The 21998-nt window shown below is 43.6% G+C and carries 17 protein-coding genes; 11 read left to right on the forward strand and 6 right to left on the reverse strand.

What is annotated here, in order from left to right:
• Positions 1-1078 precede the first annotated feature (1078 nt).
• From RJ41_RS14115 to RJ41_RS14140, 4 genes are all read left to right on the forward strand, one after another.
• Positions 1079-1438: a hypothetical protein gene (locus RJ41_RS14115; protein WP_039222106.1), complete on the forward strand. Its 360-nt coding sequence runs from the start codon at positions 1079-1081 to the stop codon at positions 1436-1438.
• 1443 nt (positions 1439-2881) lie between these two features.
• Complete coding sequence (locus RJ41_RS14130) at positions 2882-3250, forward strand: MmcQ/YjbR family DNA-binding protein (protein ID WP_039222117.1); 369 nt, start codon at positions 2882-2884, stop codon at positions 3248-3250.
• A gap of 14 nt (positions 3251-3264) precedes the next feature.
• Positions 3265-3642, forward strand: a complete 378-nt coding sequence (locus RJ41_RS14135; protein ID WP_039222121.1) for a DUF3703 domain-containing protein — start codon at positions 3265-3267, stop codon at positions 3640-3642.
• A complete protein-coding gene (locus RJ41_RS14140) occupies positions 3632-4423 on the forward strand; it encodes a PhzF family phenazine biosynthesis protein (RefSeq protein WP_039222124.1) in 792 nt (263 codons plus the stop codon). Before RJ41_RS14135 ends, RJ41_RS14140 begins: the two co-directional genes overlap by 11 nt.
• A gap of 157 nt (positions 4424-4580) precedes the next feature.
• Here the strand turns inward: RJ41_RS14140 and ggt are convergent, their stop codons facing one another.
• Positions 4581-6338, reverse strand: coding sequence for a gamma-glutamyltransferase (gene ggt, locus RJ41_RS14145; protein WP_039222127.1), 1758 nt, complete (start codon positions 6336-6338; stop codon positions 4581-4583).
• Between the two features lie 14 nt (positions 6339-6352).
• Entirely contained in the window at positions 6353-7117 is a 765-nt protein-coding gene (locus tag RJ41_RS14150) for an enoyl-CoA hydratase (RefSeq protein WP_039222129.1), read from the reverse strand.
• A 112-nt stretch (positions 7118-7229) separates the two neighbouring features.
• Here RJ41_RS14150 and rrtA point away from each other — a divergent pair, with 112 nt between their 5' ends.
• Positions 7230-7814, forward strand: coding sequence for a rhombosortase (gene rrtA, locus RJ41_RS14155; protein WP_039222132.1), 585 nt, complete (start codon positions 7230-7232; stop codon positions 7812-7814).
• 193 nt (positions 7815-8007) lie between these two features.
• Here rrtA and RJ41_RS14160 read toward each other — a convergent pair whose 3' ends face one another.
• Entirely contained in the window at positions 8008-10503 is a 2496-nt protein-coding gene (locus RJ41_RS14160) for a S9 family peptidase (RefSeq protein ID WP_039222134.1), read from the reverse strand.
• Between the two features lie 178 nt (positions 10504-10681).
• Here RJ41_RS14160 and RJ41_RS14165 point away from each other — a divergent pair, with 178 nt between their 5' ends.
• Positions 10682-11236: a glutathione peroxidase gene (locus tag RJ41_RS14165; RefSeq protein WP_039222136.1), complete on the forward strand. Its 555-nt coding sequence runs from the start codon at positions 10682-10684 to the stop codon at positions 11234-11236.
• Between the two features lie 170 nt (positions 11237-11406).
• Here RJ41_RS14165 and RJ41_RS14170 read toward each other — a convergent pair whose 3' ends face one another.
• Positions 11407-12009 carry an FMN-dependent NADH-azoreductase gene (locus RJ41_RS14170; protein WP_039222139.1) on the reverse strand — a complete coding sequence of 201 codons (603 nt, stop codon included), beginning with the start codon at positions 12007-12009 and terminating at the stop codon, positions 11407-11409.
• Positions 12010-12248: 239 nt separating this feature from the next.
• On the opposite strand from RJ41_RS14170, the gene RJ41_RS14175 reads away from it, so the two are divergent.
• Complete coding sequence (locus RJ41_RS14175; protein ID WP_039222142.1) at positions 12249-14717, forward strand: CHRD domain-containing protein; 2469 nt, start codon at positions 12249-12251, stop codon at positions 14715-14717.
• Between the two features lie 108 nt (positions 14718-14825).
• Here the strand turns inward: RJ41_RS14175 and RJ41_RS14180 are convergent, their stop codons facing one another.
• Positions 14826-16067 (reverse strand): cystathionine gamma-synthase family protein, encoded by a 1242-nt coding sequence (locus RJ41_RS14180; RefSeq protein ID WP_039222145.1) that lies wholly within the window; start codon positions 16065-16067, stop codon positions 14826-14828.
• Positions 16068-16163: 96 nt separating this feature from the next.
• Positions 16164-16799, reverse strand: a complete 636-nt coding sequence (locus RJ41_RS14185; protein WP_039222148.1) for a 1-acyl-sn-glycerol-3-phosphate acyltransferase — start codon at positions 16797-16799, stop codon at positions 16164-16166.
• Between the two features lie 279 nt (positions 16800-17078).
• Between RJ41_RS14185 and RJ41_RS14190 the strand changes: the two genes are divergently transcribed.
• The 4 genes from RJ41_RS14190 to RJ41_RS14205 all read left to right on the forward strand — a co-directional run bounded on the left by RJ41_RS14190 (position 17079) and on the right by RJ41_RS14205 (position 21967).
• Positions 17079-17861 (forward strand): NRDE family protein, encoded by a 783-nt coding sequence (locus RJ41_RS14190; RefSeq protein ID WP_039222151.1) that lies wholly within the window; start codon positions 17079-17081, stop codon positions 17859-17861.
• 147 nt (positions 17862-18008) lie between these two features.
• Positions 18009-19199, forward strand: a complete 1191-nt coding sequence (locus RJ41_RS14195; protein WP_039222153.1) for an amino acid aminotransferase — start codon at positions 18009-18011, stop codon at positions 19197-19199.
• 287 nt (positions 19200-19486) lie between these two features.
• Positions 19487-21652: a S46 family peptidase gene (locus RJ41_RS14200; protein ID WP_039222156.1), complete on the forward strand. Its 2166-nt coding sequence runs from the start codon at positions 19487-19489 to the stop codon at positions 21650-21652.
• A gap of 63 nt (positions 21653-21715) precedes the next feature.
• Complete coding sequence (locus tag RJ41_RS14205; RefSeq protein ID WP_039222158.1) at positions 21716-21967, forward strand: hypothetical protein; 252 nt, start codon at positions 21716-21718, stop codon at positions 21965-21967.
• Positions 21968-21998: the final 31 nt, after the last annotated feature.

Consider the following 21998-nt stretch of genomic DNA (forward strand, 5'->3'; position numbering starts at 1 on the left):
GGATTCACCGAAATACGCATTAACTACTCTGGTGTTCCGAATGTTGTTATAAAACTCTGTTCACCTATTAATGGAAAAACGAAAATTTATTTGGGTGTTAACTCGCCAGAAGCTTTTATCACCACCGTTAATCATGCAAAAATCGCGGTATAACAAACACATTAAGGCGCTTCGCTGGGACGCAAACACGCAGGGCTGCTTCGCCATTATTGCACACGTGTTTATGCCCCTTATGTGGATGATATTTGCTTCAATGAAAAGGTTTATACCAATTTGAATAAAGAAATAAAACGAAGCACAGTTTACCTAGTGATTACTACTATCGTGTCGTTACTAATTTTAAAAACTGTAGGTAACGGGATAGAACTTGTCTCTAGCCGTCGCGGTTCGGAGATACATATTTTTGTTATATATGTTTTATCTCTCTTTTTTGTTGGCTATTCGTTGTTTTCTCTAGTGAGGGCTGTCGCTTTTACTACAATTAGTCCTGACTCGTTTTGGCGTAAAAACATATGGGATATCATACTTGGCCCTGTTACAGACAACAGTGAGACGCAATGATAGGACGTTTTTCAATCGCACATAACCAGCGCATCAAGTCGCTCGCAGACTCGCTCGGACACAAAAACGTAGCGGGCGTTATGTTTTACGTAATTTTTAGGTTATTTTGTTTTAATGACCGCCGAAAAAGTCTTGTAAAGTAAAGTTCGAGAATAGCGAGCTTAATCAGGAAAGCATTTTATATAAAGGAGTATAGGTATGAATCTGACCTTATTCGCACTAGTATTTTTGGTCATGTTGCCACCACTTCTAATCTTATGTTCCTCAAGAGCAAAAGGAGCAGAAAAGGTCGGCTGGGCTATTTTAGCTCTTTTCATGTCTTGGGTTGGGTATGCGGCATTCCTCATAATAAAAAGCATTTTGTCTCATCAGAATGAATCAAACACCAAAAACATAACAAGACGCTCAAGAGGGACACATACATGCAGTGGCTTGCGCCATTATTGCTGCATGTATGTGCCCCTTAGCTCAGTGCAATGTGACTTTTTTCGTGTTTAATTCTAAAGGGTATTAATGAATGCAGAATCCAGAAGAAATATTCCACCATCTCAAAGAAATATTGGTTCCGTATTCAACTGAAATGGTTGTTGCAATAGATAAGTCAGACAACTTTTACTTAGACACAAAGCATGTCATGAAGAACAAAAAGCCAATGTACTTTGGCTCAGTAAAAATCAATAAAAATTACGTAAGTTTTCACATAATGCCTGTCTATGTATTTCCAGAGTTATTGGAAGCCATATCACCAGAGCTCAAAAAACGCATGCAAGGCAAATCATGCTTCAACTTTAAAGTAACTGATGCCAAACTATTTCAAGAACTAAAGGAATTAACTCTCGCAGGTTATGGAAAATATGAACAAGCGGATTACTTGTAATATCAGCAGGTTACATAACAAGGCGATAAACTCGTTTCCTGCGCTCACTGGTGCAACTACGCAATTCGCCTTTGGCATTATCGCATTATATAATTGCGCGTCAGCTTAGCGTTATTTGACTCGAAGGTTTCATGGAAAGTATTAATTTCAGCACATTTTTGATTCCCGCAATTTTATTATTGCTAGGTGTGCTTCCTAGCTGGTCAATTCTTTCACTGCCAAATTACTGGTTAAATTGGTCTTTTCAAGTACCCGCAAAACGCCTTTCAGTATTGTGCTTAATAGTTTCAACCACACTGGCTTTCATTTTTAGCATCGAGTTCAAAGCGGGGATTTCTACGGCAATTATCTACCTAATTTTCAGCACGTTAGTTCTTGCAGTTATGCTACTTTGTGGTTTATTTGTAAAACATCTCAAGATTAATAGTGCAAATCGCGGGTAAGTCACATAACAAAAAAATAAAGTCACTCGTTGGCGCTCGTTAGGACGCATACACGCAGAGCGGTCCCCACGCAACTGCGCCGCTTAGCTTAATGTTAGATGCTTATTAGGAAGACAAATTTAAGGGATTTTTATGGGTTCAATTAACTTCTTTTTAATGTTCTTAATACTTGGCTTTTTCTTCAATGTGTTGCCATGGGCGCTAGCCCTTACATCCGACAAAGCTGAGCGCTATCAAAAGTTAATTTGGTTTTTGATGTCTTTTTTATTTTCTTGGATCGGCTATTTCGTGTATTACTACGTGATTATCGAGCCTGATTCAACACCTGTGAATTATCGCAACAGAGTTCTTAAAGACAAGAATGGGAAGCCCGTAAGAAACTTATACAGGTAGTTATTTAGAGTTAAAGGCTCGGATAATTTAGCAGTCAATGGGTTATGGATGCGCGCATCTAACAAGGCACTAAACTCGTTCGCTGCGGTCACTGGGACGCATACACGCGGGCCGGCTTCGCCATTATGCTCCACGCAACTGCGCCGCTTAGCTCAATGTTATGTGCTAATCTGTGTAATGAAAATAAAAGGACCTATTAAGTGAGATCACTAGTATTCTTAATTCTAAGTATACCTCTGCTAAGCGCCTGTATAGTAGTTCCAGAAACCGATACGGCTAAAGTGAACAAGTGTGAGATATCCTCGGACCGCAAAACACTCAAAGTTGTCAATGGTTTTGAGGATACAGATACCTTCTATTCAATCAGTGGGCTTCTACTAATACCAATATCAGGTGTTGTTTCCGGCACATACGTAGCCATCAATAATGTCTACCATCTTGGAGAGGAAACACTTGTCTGTGGGTCTGAAAATGCACGCACATAACAACGCAAAGAATAACAAATGCTATTTCAGAGTTAATCAGCAAGCATCGTAGTGACAGCGACATATAGTATTATGATAAAGATCGATGACTCATGCTTTGACAACTAGTTAAACGAATGCCTATGACCCTTGACGAATTTAATCATTTTTGCAAAGCACTCCCCCACACTACTCATGTCGTTCAGTGGGGAAATTCAGAAGTGTGGAAGGTTGGTGGTAAAGTCTTTGCTATTGGAAGCATTGGCAAGGACGGACACCCTGCTTTTACCTTTAAAACATCTGAGCAAAACTATTATTTTCTGGAAGAAAAGCCTGGCTATAGACCAGCCCCCTATCTTGCCAGTCGCGGAATGAAGTGGATACAGCAGTACAATTGCGACAGTAATGAAGATGAGGCATTAGAATACTATTTAAGCGCGTCGTTTAAGCTAGTATCGTTAGGGTTAACCAAGAAAATGCAAAAAGAGCTTGGTTTAAATCAATCTCAGTAGAAGGTGCTTACACCATGTTGAAAGCAAACATCTTTACGCGAAACATCCGTCCTTATGTTGAAGAAGAGTTGGCATTAGCTCGCAATGAGCAAAATTACGGAAATAAGGCTGTAGCCTTCGCTCATTTGGAAAATGCCCACGTTCTTGGTCAAGCGTCTACAAGGCTACACGTAAAAGTACACGTTCAAATGCTTTTATGGGCAGTGAAACAAGGCAAAATTGGTGAAATTTTTGGTCAACTTTTCAGAATAGCTGGTGCTGCCACAAAAACTGCTTTTGGTTTAGTGCCTACGGGAAATACGGGCGGTACTAATGTAAGCCCATTTAAGGTAATGCCAATTAAACCCGAACTAGACAGAATATTAAAAAAAGCGCGTTCTTATGAAAATTAGAATTAACGTTGTTGATGCGTTCACCAGTGTAAGGTTTAAAGGTAACCCTGCCGCGGTGGTTATCACCGGAAAATGGCTTAGCGACGAAAAAATGCAAGAAATCGCTGCTGAGAATAACCTTTCTGAAACTGCTTTTTTAGTTGAAGATGATAACGGTATATTCTATATCCGCTGGTTTTCCCCCATGACGGAAATCGACTTCTGTGGCCACGCAACGCTGGCATCCGCGTTCGTAATCTTTAACGAAAATTACCAATTACCGCACATTTCTCTATTCGCCAAGTCGGTGGGGATGATGAAAGTCGTTAAGAAAGAAGACGGGTTCATTCAAATGGACTTCCCTAATAGAATTCCTCACCCTGTTGATGACGTGCCTGAAGCGTTACTACAAGGGCTTTCTATCAAGCCCAAAAGGATTCTAAAAAATAACCAAGCTTATTTTGCTATTTATTCAAACGAAGATGATGTTTTAAGCGTAGTTCAAGACAGCGAACAACTAAAAACACTAGCGCCTTATGATGTGGTAGTGACAGCGCCTGGTACGCAATTTGACTTCGTATCCCGTTATTTCTGGCCTGCGAACGGCGGTGATGAAGACCCGGTTACCGGTTCAATCCACACTGGGCTAGCGCCTTATTGGGCAAAAGAGTTGGGACGATCGAAACTTACGGCATATCAGGCATCTAAACGAGGCGGCACATTAAAATGTGAGGTGATTGGTGACCGCGTGCTTATTTCTGGCCAAGCGGTGTCTTACCTTGAAGGTTATATTAATATTTGATGGTTGATGGCCTTAAACGAAGTAATCGATAAAAGAGAACTCTTGTCTCGAGTGTTACCGCCCGCCTCAAACAAAAAAGCGGAAGATATTAAACCTTCCGCTTTCACTCACGCAACAGTGCATTGCTGCATCTAGTTTTAACTAGGCAAATACCAAATTAGCGCCCTACTGCAATGCCTTCTCTGCGAGGATCTGCGCCGCCAATTAATTTACCTGATTTAAACTGAATGCCGTGAAGACCGCTGTTTAAATCCACCACTTTAACATTGTGGCCAAGTGCCTTTAATGGCTCTTCAAGCTCAGCTATCGGTGTGCCCTTTTCTAACGCCGTATAGTCGTTTCTATTAGTAATTTTAGGAAGATTGATGGCCTGCTGAATATCCAAGCCAAAGTCTAAAACTCCAATTAGGGTTTGAGCGACGTAGCTTACAATTCTAGAGCCGCCCGGCGAGCCTACAACAACCTCAAGGTTCCCTTCTTTGTCGAACACCATTGTAGGGCTCATCGCGCTTCTAGGGCGTTTACCAGGCTCTACGCGATTTGGTACAGGAAAACGGTTTTTGGTTGGTGAAAATGAAAAGTCGGTAAGCTGATTATTAAGCAGGAAGCCTTCTACCATAATCCCAGAACCAAACATAAATTCAATGCTGGTAGTCATTGATACTGCATTGCCCTCTTTGTCTACTATAGAAACGTGTGAGGTATTGGGCAGCTCCATTGACGTACCAAGTGCTACATTCGCATCGGCGTAGGGGTTGCCCGCGCGTTTGCGGCGCCACTCTTTATCAACAGCAATACTCTCGGCACGGCGCTGAAGATATGCTGTGTTGATCATGGCCGCAAATGGTAGGTTAGTAAAATCGCTATCTGCTATAAACTTCTCGCGATCGGCATATGAAAGCGCACTTGCTTGCGTATACAGGTTGGCAAATTCTACTGAATCCGGTGCGTATTGACTAAGGTTAAAACCTTCTAACATTTTTAGAATTTGATAAACGTTCACACCACCAGAGCTAGGTGGTGCCATACCGCAGATACGCTTTTCGTGATATATCCCACAAACAGGTTCACGCTTTACAGGCTCGTAGCTTGCTAAGTCTTCTAACGTCATCTGCCCCGGGTTGATTTCAGCGCTGTTTACCGCTTTTACTATTTTTTCAGCGACCTCGCCTTTCAATAAATAGTCGCTGCCCTTTTCTGCAATACCTCTTAAAGTTTTAGCTAACTTCTTGTTTTTCTTGACCGTGCCTTCTTTTAACGGCAGACCTGCTGGGAAGAAGTAAGTAGAGCTTGCAGGAAAGGTTTTCAGCCCCGGGTGATAGTCTAATGCAATAAGTTTGGCTAAACGCGGCGATACTTTAAAGCCGTCTTCTGCTGTTTTGATTGTATCGTCGAACAGCGTATTCCAAGGCAACTTGCCGAACTCGCCCTGAGCCATTTCTAGCGCTTTTACTGCACCAGGCACGCCAACTGACTTACCACCTACTACGGCATCTAACCAGCGCATTGGCTTATTACCTTCAATAAACCAATGAGAATTGACTGCTTTCGGTGCAGTTTCACGGCCGTCAAAGGTATGAAGTACTTTGTTTTTATTATCCCAATAAAGGATAAATGCACCACCACCGATGCCTGACGATTGTGGTTCAACCAACGAGAGCATCGATTGCACAGCTACCGCTGCATCGATTGCACTGCCGCCCTTTTCTAAAATATTCTTTCCCGCCCAAGACGCATAGGGGTTTGCCGCTACAACCATATAATCTTTGGCTTCAAATGCCTTTTTCTCTATGTAGCCTGTTGCCGCTTCTGGTTCTCCAACTTCACGCGTTTGCTTCGCGTTCGCACCAAAAATAAAACAGCTAGATAATGCAAGAGTTACCACTGAAGCTCTGAAAAAAGCACTGCGTCTCAAAATAATACTTCCTCTTATTTAAATTTTTCGGGGTTTATTGGGCGTTTTTTAAGAAACGCATCAAACGCTTCTTGAGCTGCGGTTGTGCCCAACGCTTCTAAAAATATATCAAACTCTTCGTTCATTTGTTGGTTTGTTCGCTCTCCGTCACCTTTTAATAGCGCTTTTGTTTGTTTAAGCGAAAATGAAGGCTTGGCGACGAGTTTCTCTACCGTAGTTTGAACCGTTTGATCTATTTCATGAGCGTCGACAATTTTTGTCAGAATACCAAATTGATAAGCATCAGCAGAGGTAAAGGGTTCGCCCAGCATTAGCCACTCTGCCGCCTTTATATGACCGGCAACCTTAGGCAAAAGATAACTTGATGCATATTCAGGAACAAGCCCTAAGTTGATGAATGGTAGAACAAATCGGGTATCTGGAGTGGCGTAGACAAAATCGCAGTGAAGTAAAAGCGTTGTGCCTATGCCCACTGCCAACCCGTGAACTTGCGCAATAACCGGCAAGTGACACGCCGCCAGAGCGCGCATAAACGCAGCTGTTTCTGGCACCTGAGCGTGATCTTGTTGCTGTGCGAAGTCTCCAATGTCATTCCCTGCAGTAAAACAATCGCCCGCGCCCTTAATGACCACCACTTTGGTTGAGCCATCGTTCTTAACACCTAATATGGCGTTCGCCATTTCTTGGTACATGTCCCGCGTTAATGCATTTTTTTTATCGGTACGGTTAAGCGTAATGGTTAAGCATTGCTGGTTTGTTTCGGTAATAATGTAAGACATAATTACTCCTTTACTGTCGTCTTTTTTATTTTAGGTGTACTTCAGTTTTCACCGCGTTGGCAATTTCTGTATCATAGCCAGCAAATTCGAAATTCAAAAATAACTAACACTGATGATGTCACTGCCGTTTTCGCTTAAGTATAGCGCTGGTCCTTTATTTGTAGCGCTATGCTCCGTTGTCGCGTTTTTCTTTGAGCCCATGTCTGGCAATTATTTGGCTTACGACAGGTATGCCATTCAAGGTTTAGAAACCTGGCGTATAGTCAGCGGAAATATCGTGCACACCAATGGCTACCACCTACTTTTAAATTTAGCAGGCCTGGCGCTTTTATGGGCACTACACGGTGAACATTATCGCCTTGGTTTGTACTTAAAAGTTTTTGTATGGTGCTGCTTAGGAACCAGTGTCGGGCTTTATTTCTTTTCTCCAGATCTAATATGGTACGCGGGTTTGTCAGGCGCACTACACGGAATTTTCGCATGGGGTGCCTGTGTTGATATAAAAGAGAAAATGAAGTCGGGTTGGTTATTGCTTATAGGACTAGCCATCAAGGTGGGATACGAACAAATTGACGGTAGTAGTGAACAAGTTGCAAACCTGATTGACGCAAAAGTTGCCGTAGACGCGCATTTATTCGGTGCGCTTACGGGTATCGCAATCTTTTTACTTATGTTTATTACGGCGAAAAGAAAATAGAAACTCGAGCGATATAGCGTCATTCTTTTTGCGCATTTTAATTCGTTAAAACAGATAAAATGTGCTGAAGCAAACAATGAAGATTTAAAAAAAGGCCCGAATTCATTGAATTTGGGCCTTTTGCTGTATGACTATTACTTTATGAGCAACCCACCGCTTCTTAGACGTTGGGCGATTCAAGTAAAGGCTTTGCTTATAAGTTTTCTTCAAATAACTTATAGATACGGCGGTATTCATCAAGCCAAGAGCTTGGTTGTACGAAGCCATGTGGCTCTACCGGATAAATAGCCGTTTCAAAATCTTCCTTTTCAAGCTCGATAAGGCGCTGTACCAATCGCACGGTGTCGTGGAAAAACACATTGTCATCAACCATAGGCGCATTGATAAGTAACGGCTTTTCTAGCCCATCTGCGAAATAAATTGGCGAGCTACGCTCAAAAGCGATGGGATCAATATCAGGCGTATTCAGTATGTTTGCCGTATATGGCGTGTTGTAATGGGCCCAATCGGTTACCGGACGAAGTGCTGCACCTGCCGCAAACAGGTCTGGCGCGGTAAACATAGACATAAAGGTCAAGAAGCCGCCGTATGAACCGCCATATGTGCCAATACGCTCACGATCTACATTTGCATTTTCAACAAGCCAGTTAACACCATCACGCAAATCTTGCACTTCAGGCGTACCCATTTGACGATAAATAGCGGTTCGCCAATCGCGTCCGTAGCCAGCACTCGCGCGATAGTCCATATCTAGTACGACATAGCCTTGCTGCACGAGCATGCTGTGGAACATGTACTCTCGGAAGTAACCAGACCACCCCATGTGGGCGTTTTGCAAATAGCCTGCACCGTGATTAAACACTACCGCTTTATTTGGTGCCGACTTGTCGTAATTTTCCGGTAAATATACTCGTGCGTAAATAGGTGCATCGGTATGCGACGATTCAATAGCAACGATGTTAGGCACCGCCCATGGAAGTGCATTAAAATCAGCACTGGTGCTTTGCGTGATTTGCTTTGCCGCTGTTGTTTCGTTTGCTGGCTTAACGTAAAGCTCTTGTGGCTGATTCACCTTGCTATGGCTTAGCAGCAAATTTTTACCATCAGGGCTAAGTGAGTAGTCTGTCATACCATTCAAATCAGTCATGGTATCGATGGTATTGTCGCTTAAATCTGCACGATAAACTTCGTAAAGCCCCGGATGCTCCATGTTTGCTTTAAAGTAGATATAGTTGTCATCGCTAGAAAGCGTTAAATCGTCAACAATAAAACGGCCGCTGGTTAGCGCGACTGGCTTCTCGCCAGGCTTTTGGACGTATAAGTGAGAGTAACCAGTATGCTCAGACTGATAGTAAAGCGTCTCGCTGTCATTTAGCCAATCAAACGCGTTGAAACGGTAGTTTACCCAAGCATCGTCATGAAGCCTATGTTGGTTTTCTAGCGTTTTATTCGCTAAGTCGACCGTTGCAATCCAGCGGTCTTTGTTGTCCCATGCTTCTAGCATAACGGCAACGGCGTTACCGTTTTTGTGCCAGCGAATAGAAGGCTTAGTCCAGTACCAGCTTTGCAGTAAGGTAATGTCGCGCGGCAAACGATTAACTTCATAGGTCTCGCCTTTTGCCTTCGCGTTTTCTGCTTTTACGTCAGCAAGTACGTCGTCATTGTAGCCAGGCAAATTAAAGTATTTAAGCTCACTCTTCTCACCTGTCTTCAAATTAAGCAGCCACAGCACGTGATTCACCGATTCAGCATCTGCAACTCGTTGGCGTACCGGCTTCGCTGCAATGCGGCTGTCTTCTTGAATGTAGTGTGGCATGATATCGCTGTCATCGCGAGTCGGCTTACTTTCCGTAGTGGCTACTACCGCGAAGTTACCTGCAGGTGATACGCTAATACCCGCTAGTCGATGCGACTTATCAAAGTAAAACGGCGTAGGTGCTACACTGCTGTTTTCTTTGGCCAACGCTTTATGCGCTTCGTCTTTTTCTTGTCTGTTTTTCCGCTGTAGTTTGATGTATTCCACCAGCGACTGTTGCTGCTCGGCAATATAATCTTTAGGCGGCTCAACCGCTTTGGGTTCGTCGCTAAACTCCCAGCTCAACAATTCTTCGCGGGTGCCGTTAGATAGGTCTATAGCAATAAATTTGTTACCGCTTAACGCCATTAAGCGGCCATCAGTCATAAATGAAAGCGTTGACAGCGCATTCCCGCCACGAGCGATACGCACGGTCTCACCGTTGGTAAATTGCACATAAACACTGTCTTCAAATGAATAGGCAATAACCCCGTCATCTCTTACTACACGTTCGTCAAATCGGTACTTATGTAAATCTGATAATGGCGCTTTTACTGCGTTTGCTGGGTTAGCAAGTTCAGCAACATAAACATCTGTTAACACGCTATTCTGTCTTTCTTTTTCAAAAACAATTTTATCGCCATTGACCGACCATCCCATACCTTCGGGTAGCGCGCCCATCCATTGAGGGTCTGACATTATTTGCTTTAAAGTAATTTCACCATTTTGTGCGCTGTTCTGAGGCGCGACATCTGGAGTAACGGTTTGCTGAACTGTGGCAGCAGGAAGCGATGTAGACGTGGTTTGGTTAGATGGCTCGTTAGTGGTGCTTGCACATCCGCCCAACGCAAAAGTTACGCTGGCCGCGATGAGTAAAGAAGAATATTTTTTCATTATTTTAAGTCGTTGTTATTTAAAAAACGGTAACATTATACGCAGAGCAACAACTAAAGCGCTAACGTTCATCGATTGAGATAGTGAACCAAACGTATGCGTTTTGCGTTTATGGTTTGGAAACGTGGTCTGTCGACCTGAACAAAATAACAAAAATTAACTGATGAGGTAAAACACTATGAAAGCGAAAGGTTTTATACCGGCGTTACTTGCGCTGAGCTTTTTTACGTCTACTGGCTTTGCGAATGAGTGCCCCAGCGTACTTAAGTTTATGAAGCGTAAACTCAATTCTCAAGAAACGGTGAACTTGTGTGACGAATACGCGGGGAAAACTCTACTGGTAGTCAATACTGCTAGCTATTGCGGTTATACGCCCCAATTTGAAGGCTTAGAAGCGTTGTACAGTGACTACAAAGATAAAGACTTTGTAGTGCTAGGTTTCCCGTCGCACGATTTCAATCAAGAAGATAATGATGAAGGCAAAACGGCGGAACTGTGTGAATTGACATACGGTGTAAAGTTTCCGATGTTTGAACCAATATCGGTAAAAGGCGAAGACGCCGATCCTATGTATAGAATGCTAAAAACCGCCACTGGCAAAGCGCCATCGTGGAATTTCAACAAGTACCTTATTGACAGTTCAGGTAAACAAATTACCCACTACCCTAGCTCAACAAAGCCTACTGATCCGGCTTTTATTGCTGACATAGAGGCACTGCTAAAAAGCGAATAAGGCAACCGGTATTCATATCGTTTTTGGGTTTCACTAAACGCGAGTATAAATACCATACATAAAAAAGCCCCGCGTAATACGCGGGGCAATCAAGCACACTCAACTTGGAACACACTTTTAGCTGAAAACATACTTCCTACGTTTTAGCTAACTGCATTAATTTAGTGTGTTTAGTTGTTGGTTAGTTCAATAATTTTTTCGCTTGCTTCAGAAAAAGCCTTGTTTGCTTGCTCTTCGCCCATGTTAAGTCCTTCAGCGTAAACGAATTTTACGTCACTGATACCAACAAAATTTAAAAAGTGTTTTAAATACGGCGTTTGCGTATCAAAGTCTGAACCTGCATACACACCACCACGCGCGGCAAAAACAGTCGCTGATTTATTTTCTAGCAAACCTACAGGTCCTGTCTCAGTATATTTAAAAGTTACACCTGCTCGCGCTATGCGATCGAAGTAGGCTTTTAGACTTGAAGGAATGCCAAAATTGTACATAGGCACTGCCAACACAATTTCGTCAGCCGCTTTGACCGCTTCAACAATGTCGTCAGAAATTTTTGCCAATGCGTGTTGAGATTCATTTCTTTCAGAAGCCTCAGTCATCCACGCCTGCATTTCTTCACCTGTCAGATGTGGTAACGCAAGTTTTGCCACGTCTACACGATTAACACGCACAGAGTCATTGCTTTCAATTTTTGAAAGATACTCATTTGCTAATTTTGAAGAATTACCCTGACTGCCGCTAAGGCTAGAAAATATAGCTAACACTGTTTTCATGCCGAACTCCATTGATTCGTTGTTTCGATAATCTAAACGTATTTTAGGGCAATTAGGTTGGATGAAAATATCAAAAACATGAAGACTTCGTTCTATTTTGTAGAACAAATTTGTACTAACAACGTATTTGTAAAAATTCTGTAAACATTACATTGCGTTAATGTTGCAAGGAGGATGATCTTCTTGTATTTGCTCAGCGTAACCGAGTTTGCCACAACACAATTAAGAGGATACAAAAAATGAGAAGGACCAAAGCGCTCCTTGCATGTTCAATAGTACCACTATTTTTAATCGGTTGCTCTGATGATGACGATGATGAAGTCGTTGAAGTTCCCGCCCCCGTTATTGAGTATTCAAACGTTCGCGTTGTCCACGCGGCATCTGACGCTCCTATGGTCAATGTCACCGCTAATGACGCGATTCTGAATGGTTTGGAAAATGTTGATTATCAGGTCGCTTCATCGCGTTTTGAAGTTGAAACGGGTACGTACGACATTGGGGTAACTGGTATTCTCCCTGGTGAAAACGCTGAAGTACTGCAGGCCGACGTCACGTTAGAAGCAGATGTGAATTACGATATTTTCGCCGTTGGAAATGTTTCTGACGAAACCTTATCGTTACTCACGGTCACGAGCATGGAAACCGCAGTGGAAGCTGGCAACGCCCAAGTGCAGATTGTTCATGCAGCATCTATGGCGCCAATGGTTGATATCTATGTTACTGCGCCAGAAGCAGATATTACCGCTGAACAGCCACTAGTCACCGCGGAATTTACTGACGCAACTGATTTAATTCAAGTACCTGCAGGCGATTATCAAATTCGTATTACACCTGCCGGTGAGACAACGGTTGTATACGACTCTGGGACAGTAAACCTTGCAGACGGTGCTGATTTGCTTATTGCCGCTACCAATAATGTGGGCACAGGTGATTCACCAGTAACACTTTTGGCCGCAGACGGTGACAGCAGTTTCAAAATTTGGGATGCAGAAGCAGGTGCCGAAATACGCGTGGTACATGGTATCAGCGACGCGCCAGCGGTGGACGTTATTGCTAACAACGAAATTGTGCTAGTAGACGGCATTCAGTTCCCCCGAACCACAGACTATTTGTCTGTTGCGGAAGGTGATTACTTAATTGATGTTGTAGCCGATAACGACAACAGTTTTGTAGCAATTGACGATGCTGAGTTGACGCTAGAGATAGGCATGTCTTATACCGCCATTGCAAACAACGTACTTTCTGCCCCAGAATTAGACGTATTAGTTGATATGCCTCGCTCAATTGCGACAGAAGCAAAAGTACGAATCGTACATGCTTCACCTTCAGCAGGTAACGTAGATATATACGTAACTGCAGATGGTGAAATTGACGCGGAAGACCCAGTGTTTTCCGATATTGCTTATGAAACTGGCGAACTCGTAGAAACAGGTTATGTAAGCCTTGCAGAAGGTGACTACGTAGTTACGGTTACACCAACGGGCACCAAAACAGCGGCAATCGAAACAGGTGTTTTAACGCTTGAGAATGGTGAGATTTACACTGCTATCGCACTAGATGGCGCAATGGAAGGCGACTTGCCTCAACTAGCATTGCTTGATGGGCTTGCGCCACCTCCACCTGCTTTTAATGCAGATATGACTTACAACGTAAGTTTAAGTGGCTCACAAGAGGTACCCGCAGTTGATACTATGTCTACTGCAACAGCAGTGGTTGAAATTGACGAAGATTTGCCTGCATTTAGCGTAAGCGTTGATGTTTCAGGCCTAACTGACGTTACTGGTGTACACGTGCATGATGGCGGCATTGGTATGAACGGCCCGGTTGCTTTCCCACTAACTGATGCTGGCAATGGTACGTATGTTTTAGCTGAAACTAACATTTCGCCGAGTAACCTAGATGCACTGACCAGTGGTGAATGGTATCTAAATGTTCACACTACAGCTAATCCTAGCGGTGAAGTCCGTGGCCAAATAGTTCCAAACACAACAGCGGTAGTAACATTCTCGCTAAGCGGCAGTCAAGAAGTACCAGCAGTAGATACTATGGCAATGGGCTCTGGCTATGCCCTTTTCGATACGACCAATAATAATGTTTCTCTTGTAGCGGTAACGACCATCGAAAATGCGACTATGGCACATATTCACACTGGCTTCGCTGGTGTAAATGGCCCTGTGCTAGAGGCGTTAGTCGAAAGCGAAGAGACAGCTGGCGTGTGGATGACCGACGGTAGCTTGATGCTTGATGAAGCCACAGCTACGCAACTTCTATCAGGCGGCCATTATGTGAATGTGCACACAGCAGCCAATACTGGCGGTGAAATTAGAGGTCAGATTACGCCTGACAACATTGAAGTGTACGGCATCATTGCCGATGGCCTGCAGGAAGTTCCCGCTGTTACTACAACGGCAAGCGGTGCTGGCGCATTTACTCTGAATACATCTACAGGTGCATTGTCAGGAAGCGTAACCATTACTGGTATGACAGCAACTATGGCGCATATTCACGAAGGTGAAGCCGGTGTAAATGGTGGTGTGTTACTGGGGCTCACTGGTGGTACCGATGGTGTGTGGTCTGTGCCAGCTAATACAACGCTAACGGCCGATCAAATGGGCGTGATGGCTGACGGAGGTCTTTACACAAACTTCCACTCAGACGCATTCCCTAGTGGTGAAATTCGTGGCCAAATCACGCTTGGTTTCGACTAATGAGTTACAGAGAACGCTTTTTGAATGATATGTAGCAAAAGGCAACTGGCTTAAATTAAAAAGGGGCGAAAGCCCCTTTTTCTGTACTCTAACACAACTAATCGCTATCTAAATCGTGTCTAGCGCGGTCTCGAAATCTGCAATCAGATCTTGTGTATCTTCAATACCTACCGAAATACGTAACATGGTATCGGAAATACCCATTAACTCACGTTCTTCTGCTGTGTTCTCGAAATAAATCGTAGGTGCAACAGGTAGCGCCAGCGTACGATTATCACCTAGGTGGGTTGCACAAATAACCAGCTGCATTTCGTTTAGAAAGGCCACTGGATCCGCACCATCAATTAGATCAAAGCTTAAAATTGCTCCGTAGCCACCGTTTAGGTATTCCCGTGCCATAAAATGCTGTGGATGGTCAGCAAGCCCAGGATAAAACACTTTAGATACTTTTGGGTGATTATCAAGGAAAGTTGCTAGCTGCATAGCATTGTGTTGACTTCGAGATAGACGCAGATCTAAGGTTTCCATGCCCAAAGCGATAGCCGTCGCTGACTGTGGCGCCAATGTAGCACCTAAATCACGAAGCCCTTTCTTTTTGATTTGAGTAATGCCCCACTGCGCTGTATCTGCAACCTGATAGGCTGGCTTTAGGTTTTCAAACTTTGTCCAGTCGAAGTTGCCCGTATCGACAACTGCACCGCCTAAGACATTCCCGTGACCCGCAATATATTTTGTCAGCGAGCAAAACACCAACGACGCCTTAACGTCTTTTGCATAGAAAACTGGTGGCGGTGTCATAGTGTTATCAACGATAAACAGCATGTGCTTTTCTTCACAGAATTGACCAATTGCGTGAAGGTCGGCGACCTGTGTTACAGGGTTTGCCACGGTTTCTGTGTAAACACCTTTTGTGTTCGGCTGGTAAGCTTCTTTGACTTGCTGAATGTCGGTCACATCAGTGAACGTAACCTGCACACCGAAATCTTTTATCGTTTCGAAAAAGCTTCTTGTGTTGCCGAAAAGGTATTGGCTTACGATTAAATGATCGCCCGACTTTAACAAAGCGAATAAAGAACTGCTTATGGCCGCCATACCCGTTGAGTAGCACAGCGTACCTACTCCGCCTTCTAAATCGTTGAGCATATTTTGCAGTGCAGCCACAGAAGGCGAAGAAGAACGAGAATAGACGTGAGCGGCGCGCTTGCCTTGAAACGCATCTATAATGCCTTGCGCATCTTTAAACTCAAAAAGAACCGAATTAGATGTGCTGCTGTGTACACCACCATGTTCCGGGGTATTTAGCATGCGATCAGAATGTACCTGACGGGTTGTGAATCCCAATTTTGTCACGGGTGAAGCTCCGAAAATAGATGTTTGCGACCTAACCAAATACGCACTGTATTAGTCTATTTAAGACTGATACATACATACCACGTACACAAATGGTTATGGCTTTATAATGCAGTTTTTAGGATATTTTGCGCAAACATTATCATAAAACGAATAAATAGTTTGCATTTGTTCATCTATATTAGTCACTTTCTGAATAATCGGCCCCAATACAATTCTTTTTTTAGCGTAGTCCAAACCTATGGCTTGGATAGGAATTTCAGCTTGTTGTGCAATATGCATAAACCCCATTTTCCATGGATAAATGGGGCTCCGAGTTCCTTCTGGCGCTAAAGCAAGAATAAGCTGATCAGCCTCTTTAATTTTATTCGCAATAGAGGTGACCACGCCGTGGGCTTTGCTTCTTTCAATGGGAATGCCCCCTAGCCTTTTTACAATTGCACCTAGCGGTGGCTTAAATATGGTGTGTTTGCCAAAAAAATTAATGTTTAACTTAAAAGCAAAAACCACGAATAAACCAATAAAGAAGTCCCAGTTTGATGTATGCGGTGCTACCACTAATATAGCTTTTTTATGATTTATGAGTTCGCCTTCTACTTGCCAGCCTCTTTTCGTGAGCACCCATGCGGCAAACGACGACAACCAATTTGGCCATTTTCTCGGGATATCGTTTCCCACAATGACTTTACTAGCTAATTGAGAATGGTTATTAGAATTCGAGGGTTTTCTCATTTTTATTATACTCTGTTTATTGTTTTTGGGGCTTTGTCTAGGGCTTAATATATTGGTGAGCTACATCGGCATGGCATTATCGGCAAGTTGCTTTCAATACTTCATTGACCCTCAAGCTTTCTTTTTCTGTTTTATACCCGCATATTGTCTTAAAGAGCAACACATTAAACTGCGCATACATTGACGAAGAGTAATCAAGACGTAAATGTAACACAATTGTTAAAGCAGGTGGTAAAACGGTGTGTATAGAACGAGTTAAGAAAGGACACTAGGTGAACTATGTGTATTTTATTTATCGCAAACAAGATGCGAGATGACTACCCACTGCTCATTGCAGCGAATCGAGACGAGTTTTACGCAAGACCGACTGCACCTTCAACATTTTGGGAAAACCACCCGCACTTACTTGCTGGGCAGGATTTAGAAGCTGGCGGCACTTGGATGGGTGTTACGCGTAACGGCGACATCGCTGCACTTACCAATGTAAGAGACCCACACAACATCAATAAGAATGCAGTATCCCGCGGTGAATTAGTTGCCAACTGGTTAGAGCAAAGCCCAGCCCCAAAAGGCAATGCAGAACAGTCAGCATATTTAGCTAAGCTTGAAAAAACGCGCCAGCGATACAACGGCTATAATTTACTATTTGGTAATGTAAATGCGCTTCAGGTTTACAACAACGTAAACAATTCGACCCACTCAATTGATACTGGCGTGTATGGGTTGTCAAATGCTGATATTGCTACGCCATGGCCAAAAGTCACCCAAGGGGTTACTGCCTTAAGTGATTACATTGAGCAGCAAAGCACAATCAATGATGACGATTTATTTGATATTCTGCGCCACGAAAATAAAGCAGAGGATGCACACCTACCCGACACGGGAATAGGTTATGAATGGGAAAAGGCGTTATCTTCCATTTTCATTCAAACCGAAAAATACGGTACGCGGACTTCTACGCTGCTTCTGGTAGATAAGAACAATACATTGACCTGGAAAGAACGACGTTTTTCAGATAGAGGTGAAACACTGGAAACTCGTGCTTTTTCTTTTTCAATTTAGGGCATTTTTGAAATGAAACTTTCGTTTACGTTTTATAAAGCAGATTAATTGAAATATTTTCAACCTTTAGGGGTCGTTTTTTCTACCATCGGTGGCATAATGCCTGCCTGCTAATTATTGCACACCAACGTAACGTGAGGACATATCGTGTTTGAAGTATTACCCCATCTCGCCCCAGATCCAATTCTTGGCCTGTCAGCTGCTTTTCGTGAAGACACCAACCCAAATAAAATAGATTTAGGTGTTGGCGTTTATAAAGATGAGCAAGGTAATACCCCTATTCTTTCAAGTGTCGCAAAAGCGCAAAAAGTGCTTTTAGACAAAGAAACCAGCAAAACCTACATCACGCCTCAAGGCAACCAAGGTTTTATTGACGGTATGTTGTCTTTGCTTTTAGGTAAGAATAGCCCAGTACTTCTTGCAGACCGCGTTGCCGCCGTTCAAGCACCCGGTGGTTGTGGCGCACTGCGTATTCTTTCAGAGCTACTAGTTCGTTGTAACGAAAATGGAAAAGTTTGGGTAAGCGACCCGACGTGGGCAAACCACATTCCACTTATCGGCTCTGCGGGCCTTAAAATTGAAACCTATCCGTACTTCGATAAAGCGTCAGCAAGCATTCGTTTCGACGCGATGATGGAAACCCTTCGCAAAACTGAAAAAGGCGATATCGTTCTTCTTCACGGATGCTGTCACAACCCAACAGGTGCAGATCTTACTAACGCGCAGTGGGATGAAGTACTCGAAGTAGCGAAAGAGCGTGAGTTTTTGCCTTTCATCGACGTGGCTTATCTTGGCTTCGGTGAAGGCTTAGACGAAGATGCATACGGTATGCGTTTGTTGGTCGAGAATCTTCCAGAAGTAATTGTAGCGGCGTCTTGTTCTAAAAACTTTGGGCTTTACCGCGAGCGTGTTGGTCTAGCAGCTATTATCACTGAAGATTCAGCGACCCGTAAAATTGCACAGGGTCAAATTCAGTCAATCGCGCGCGGTATCTACTCTATGCCACCGAGCTACGGCGGCGCGTTGGTAGACATTATCCTAGCTGACGAAGCCCTTAACAACGAGTGGGTATCTGAAGTGAACGAAATGCGCGATCGCATGAAATCACTCCGTGCAATGCTAGTTCAAAACCTTCATGATAATGGCTCTCCTAAAGACTTTAGTTTCGTAAACGATCAAAAAGGTATGTTCTCATTCTTGTGTATCACACCTGAGCAAGTGCGAGAAGTACGTGAAAAGCACAGTGTCTACTTTGTTGATTCAAGCCGCGTAAACATTGCGGGCATCAACCAAGAAAACGTAGAAACACTAGCAAAAGCATTAGTGTCAGTGCTTTAAGCGTTAACTAACGATTTCTGAAAACTAAAAGGCAGAGTTGATACTCTGCCTTTTTTATTCCATTTGAATTAGTAACTTCTTTTTTTATGCGATAAACCCGCTTTTCTCTGCTGTCAGCGGCAGTTAGTCACACTTCTTAACAAATTTACACTCTGCTCTGTTCGCTTTTTTATAGGGCGTACACAAGATTATCGTTACACTGTAACCATGTTGACGTTCACGTTAACTTGGTATTTATTACGATTTATTTATAACAATGAGATTAACGACAAGAACAAGGATCACTGATGTCTAAAGTAAGTGTATTTTGTATTTCTGCCGCATTACTAGGTAGTGCTATGCAGGTACATGCTAAGGAAGGCATGTTCACGCCAGAACAGCTCCCTTCAATTGCTGGCGATTTAAAAGAAACAGGTTTGGCAATTCCTGCAAGTAGTATTAACGACTTAACCGCGTTTCCAATGGGCGCTATTGTTTCTCTTGGCGGTTGTTCAGCATCGTTTGTGTCTGACAAAGGCTTGGCAGTTACCAATCACCACTGCGCACGTGGTTCAGTACAATACAACAGCACCCCAGAAAATAACTACTTAAAAGACGGTTTTCTAGCTAAAGAAATTGGTGACGAGCTACCCGCAGCACCGGGTACTCGCATGTTCGTTACGGTAGATTTTTCTGACGTAACCGACAAAGTTATTGGCGGTATCGATGATGATGTTCAAGGACGAGAGCGCTACGACCTTATCGAAGCTAATCGCAAAGCACTCATTGCAGAATGTGAATCTGAAGCAGGCTTCCGCTGTTCTGTTCCTTCATTTTTCCAAGGCCTTGAATATAAGCTTATAAAGCAAATGGAAATCCGTGACGTGCGTATAGCCTATGCACCTGCTGACTCTATAGGGAAATACGGCGGTGATGTAGATAACTGGATGTGGCCTCGTCATACGGGCGACTTCTCTTTCTATCGTGCTTATGTGGGTAAAGACGGTAAACCCGCTGATTACAGTGAAGAGAACGTGCCGTTTAAACCTGACCATTTCTTAAAAGTTTCGGCAGCTGGGCTTGAAGACGGCGACTTTGTTATGGCAGCGGGCTACCCTGGCTCTACTAATCGCTATGCACGTTTATCACAAGTGTCGTACACGTTTGATTGGTTATATCCCACTTACCTTGAACTGGTAGACGCGTGGATCAAGACTATTGAAAGTGCATCTGAAGAAGGCAGCGATGCGCGTATCAAATACGAAGCATTGTTAGCGGGCCTTAACAACTTTCACAAAAATACGTTGGGTCAGCTTTCAGGCGCTAAACGCGTTGGACTTGTTCCACGTCGCGCTGAGCGTGAAGAGCAACTAGCTGCATGGCTTGATAAAAACGGTAAGAGTGAAATGAAGCAAGCACTTGCCGATCTTGATGCGGTTAGTGCTGAACAAATGCAAATGAACAAGCAAAATTTCTGGTACAACAACCTAAGTCGTGCACAACTCTTGTCGTCAGCCCAAACCCTTTATCGCAATGCCATCGAAAAAGAAAAGCCGGACGCAGAACGTGAATCTGGTTTTCAGGAGCGCGATCAAATTCGTCTGAAAGAAGGCGTAGAGCGCATTGAGCGTCGCTTTGATCCGTTAGTTGATCAGGCCGTTTGGCAAAAAATGATTAGTATGTACCTTGAACAGCCTGAAGAAAACCGAGTAGCCGCGTTCGATAAAGCAATAGGCATTGATGGTGATACTGACGGAAAAATGCTTCAGAAGAAGTTAAAAGCGTTTTACGACAATACTTCACTTACCAGCACGAAAGAGCGTTTAAAATGGTTAACCGCAAGCCGTGCTGATTTTGAAAACAGCAGCGACCCATTCATTAAACTTGCCGTTGCGTTATTTGATACCGAAATGGCGATTGAAGATAAAAGCAAAACACTTAGCGGTAAAGCTGCTGCACTTCGCCCTAAATACATGAGTGCGATTATCGAATGGCAAAAATCTTTGGGTAGCCTTGCTTACCCGGATGCTAACAGTACGCTTCGTGTGACTTACGGTAACGTAATGGGCGGCTCGCCAAAAGACGGCCTAATTTACGAGCCGTTTACTCGTCTTGAAGGTATTACCGAAAAAGACACGGGCGAGACACCATTCGACTCACCTCAAAAACAGCTTGAGCTTATTGAAGACAAACAGTACGGTCCATACAAGCTTGAAGACATCAATAGCGTACCGGTTAACTTCCTTACGGACTTAGACTCAACAGGTGGTAACTCAGGCTCAGCAACGCTTAACGCAAAAGCAGAGCTCATCGGTCTGTTGTTTGACGGTACGTTCGAGAGTGTTAATTCTGACTGGGACTTTGACCCGAAAACAACCCGTACCATCCATGTAGACACGCGCTACATGTTATGGGTGATGGAATACGTTGACGGTGCTACAAACCTAATTGAAGAGATGACCATCGTTAAATAACCACCCAATAATGGGGGCAGAGTACATTTGCCCCTAATGCCTTCTGGTAAAAAGGAGATCGTTATGAGGTTACTAATAAGGCTTGTTAGTTTAGCCGTGGCTGTGTACTCGTGTTACAGCGGAGCTATAACCGGTGAGTGGAAAGCATCTATCGCTATTATTTCGCTATGTGCGTTGATGTTCTTAATTACGTTTATTTCCAAAAATCGCGGCGGCACGTCAGGTTCTCAAAGCGATGGGGCTTCAGCGATATATACGCCAAGCAGTAGCTCAAGCTCATCTTGCGGCAGTGATGGCGGTGGTGGAGATTGCTAAAGTCTAATGGAGTCAGAGTCTGAGGGATCCC

The sequence above is a fragment of the Alteromonas marina genome, assembly GCF_000808575.1.
Lineage (GTDB): Bacteria > Pseudomonadota > Gammaproteobacteria > Enterobacterales > Alteromonadaceae > Alteromonas > Alteromonas marina_A.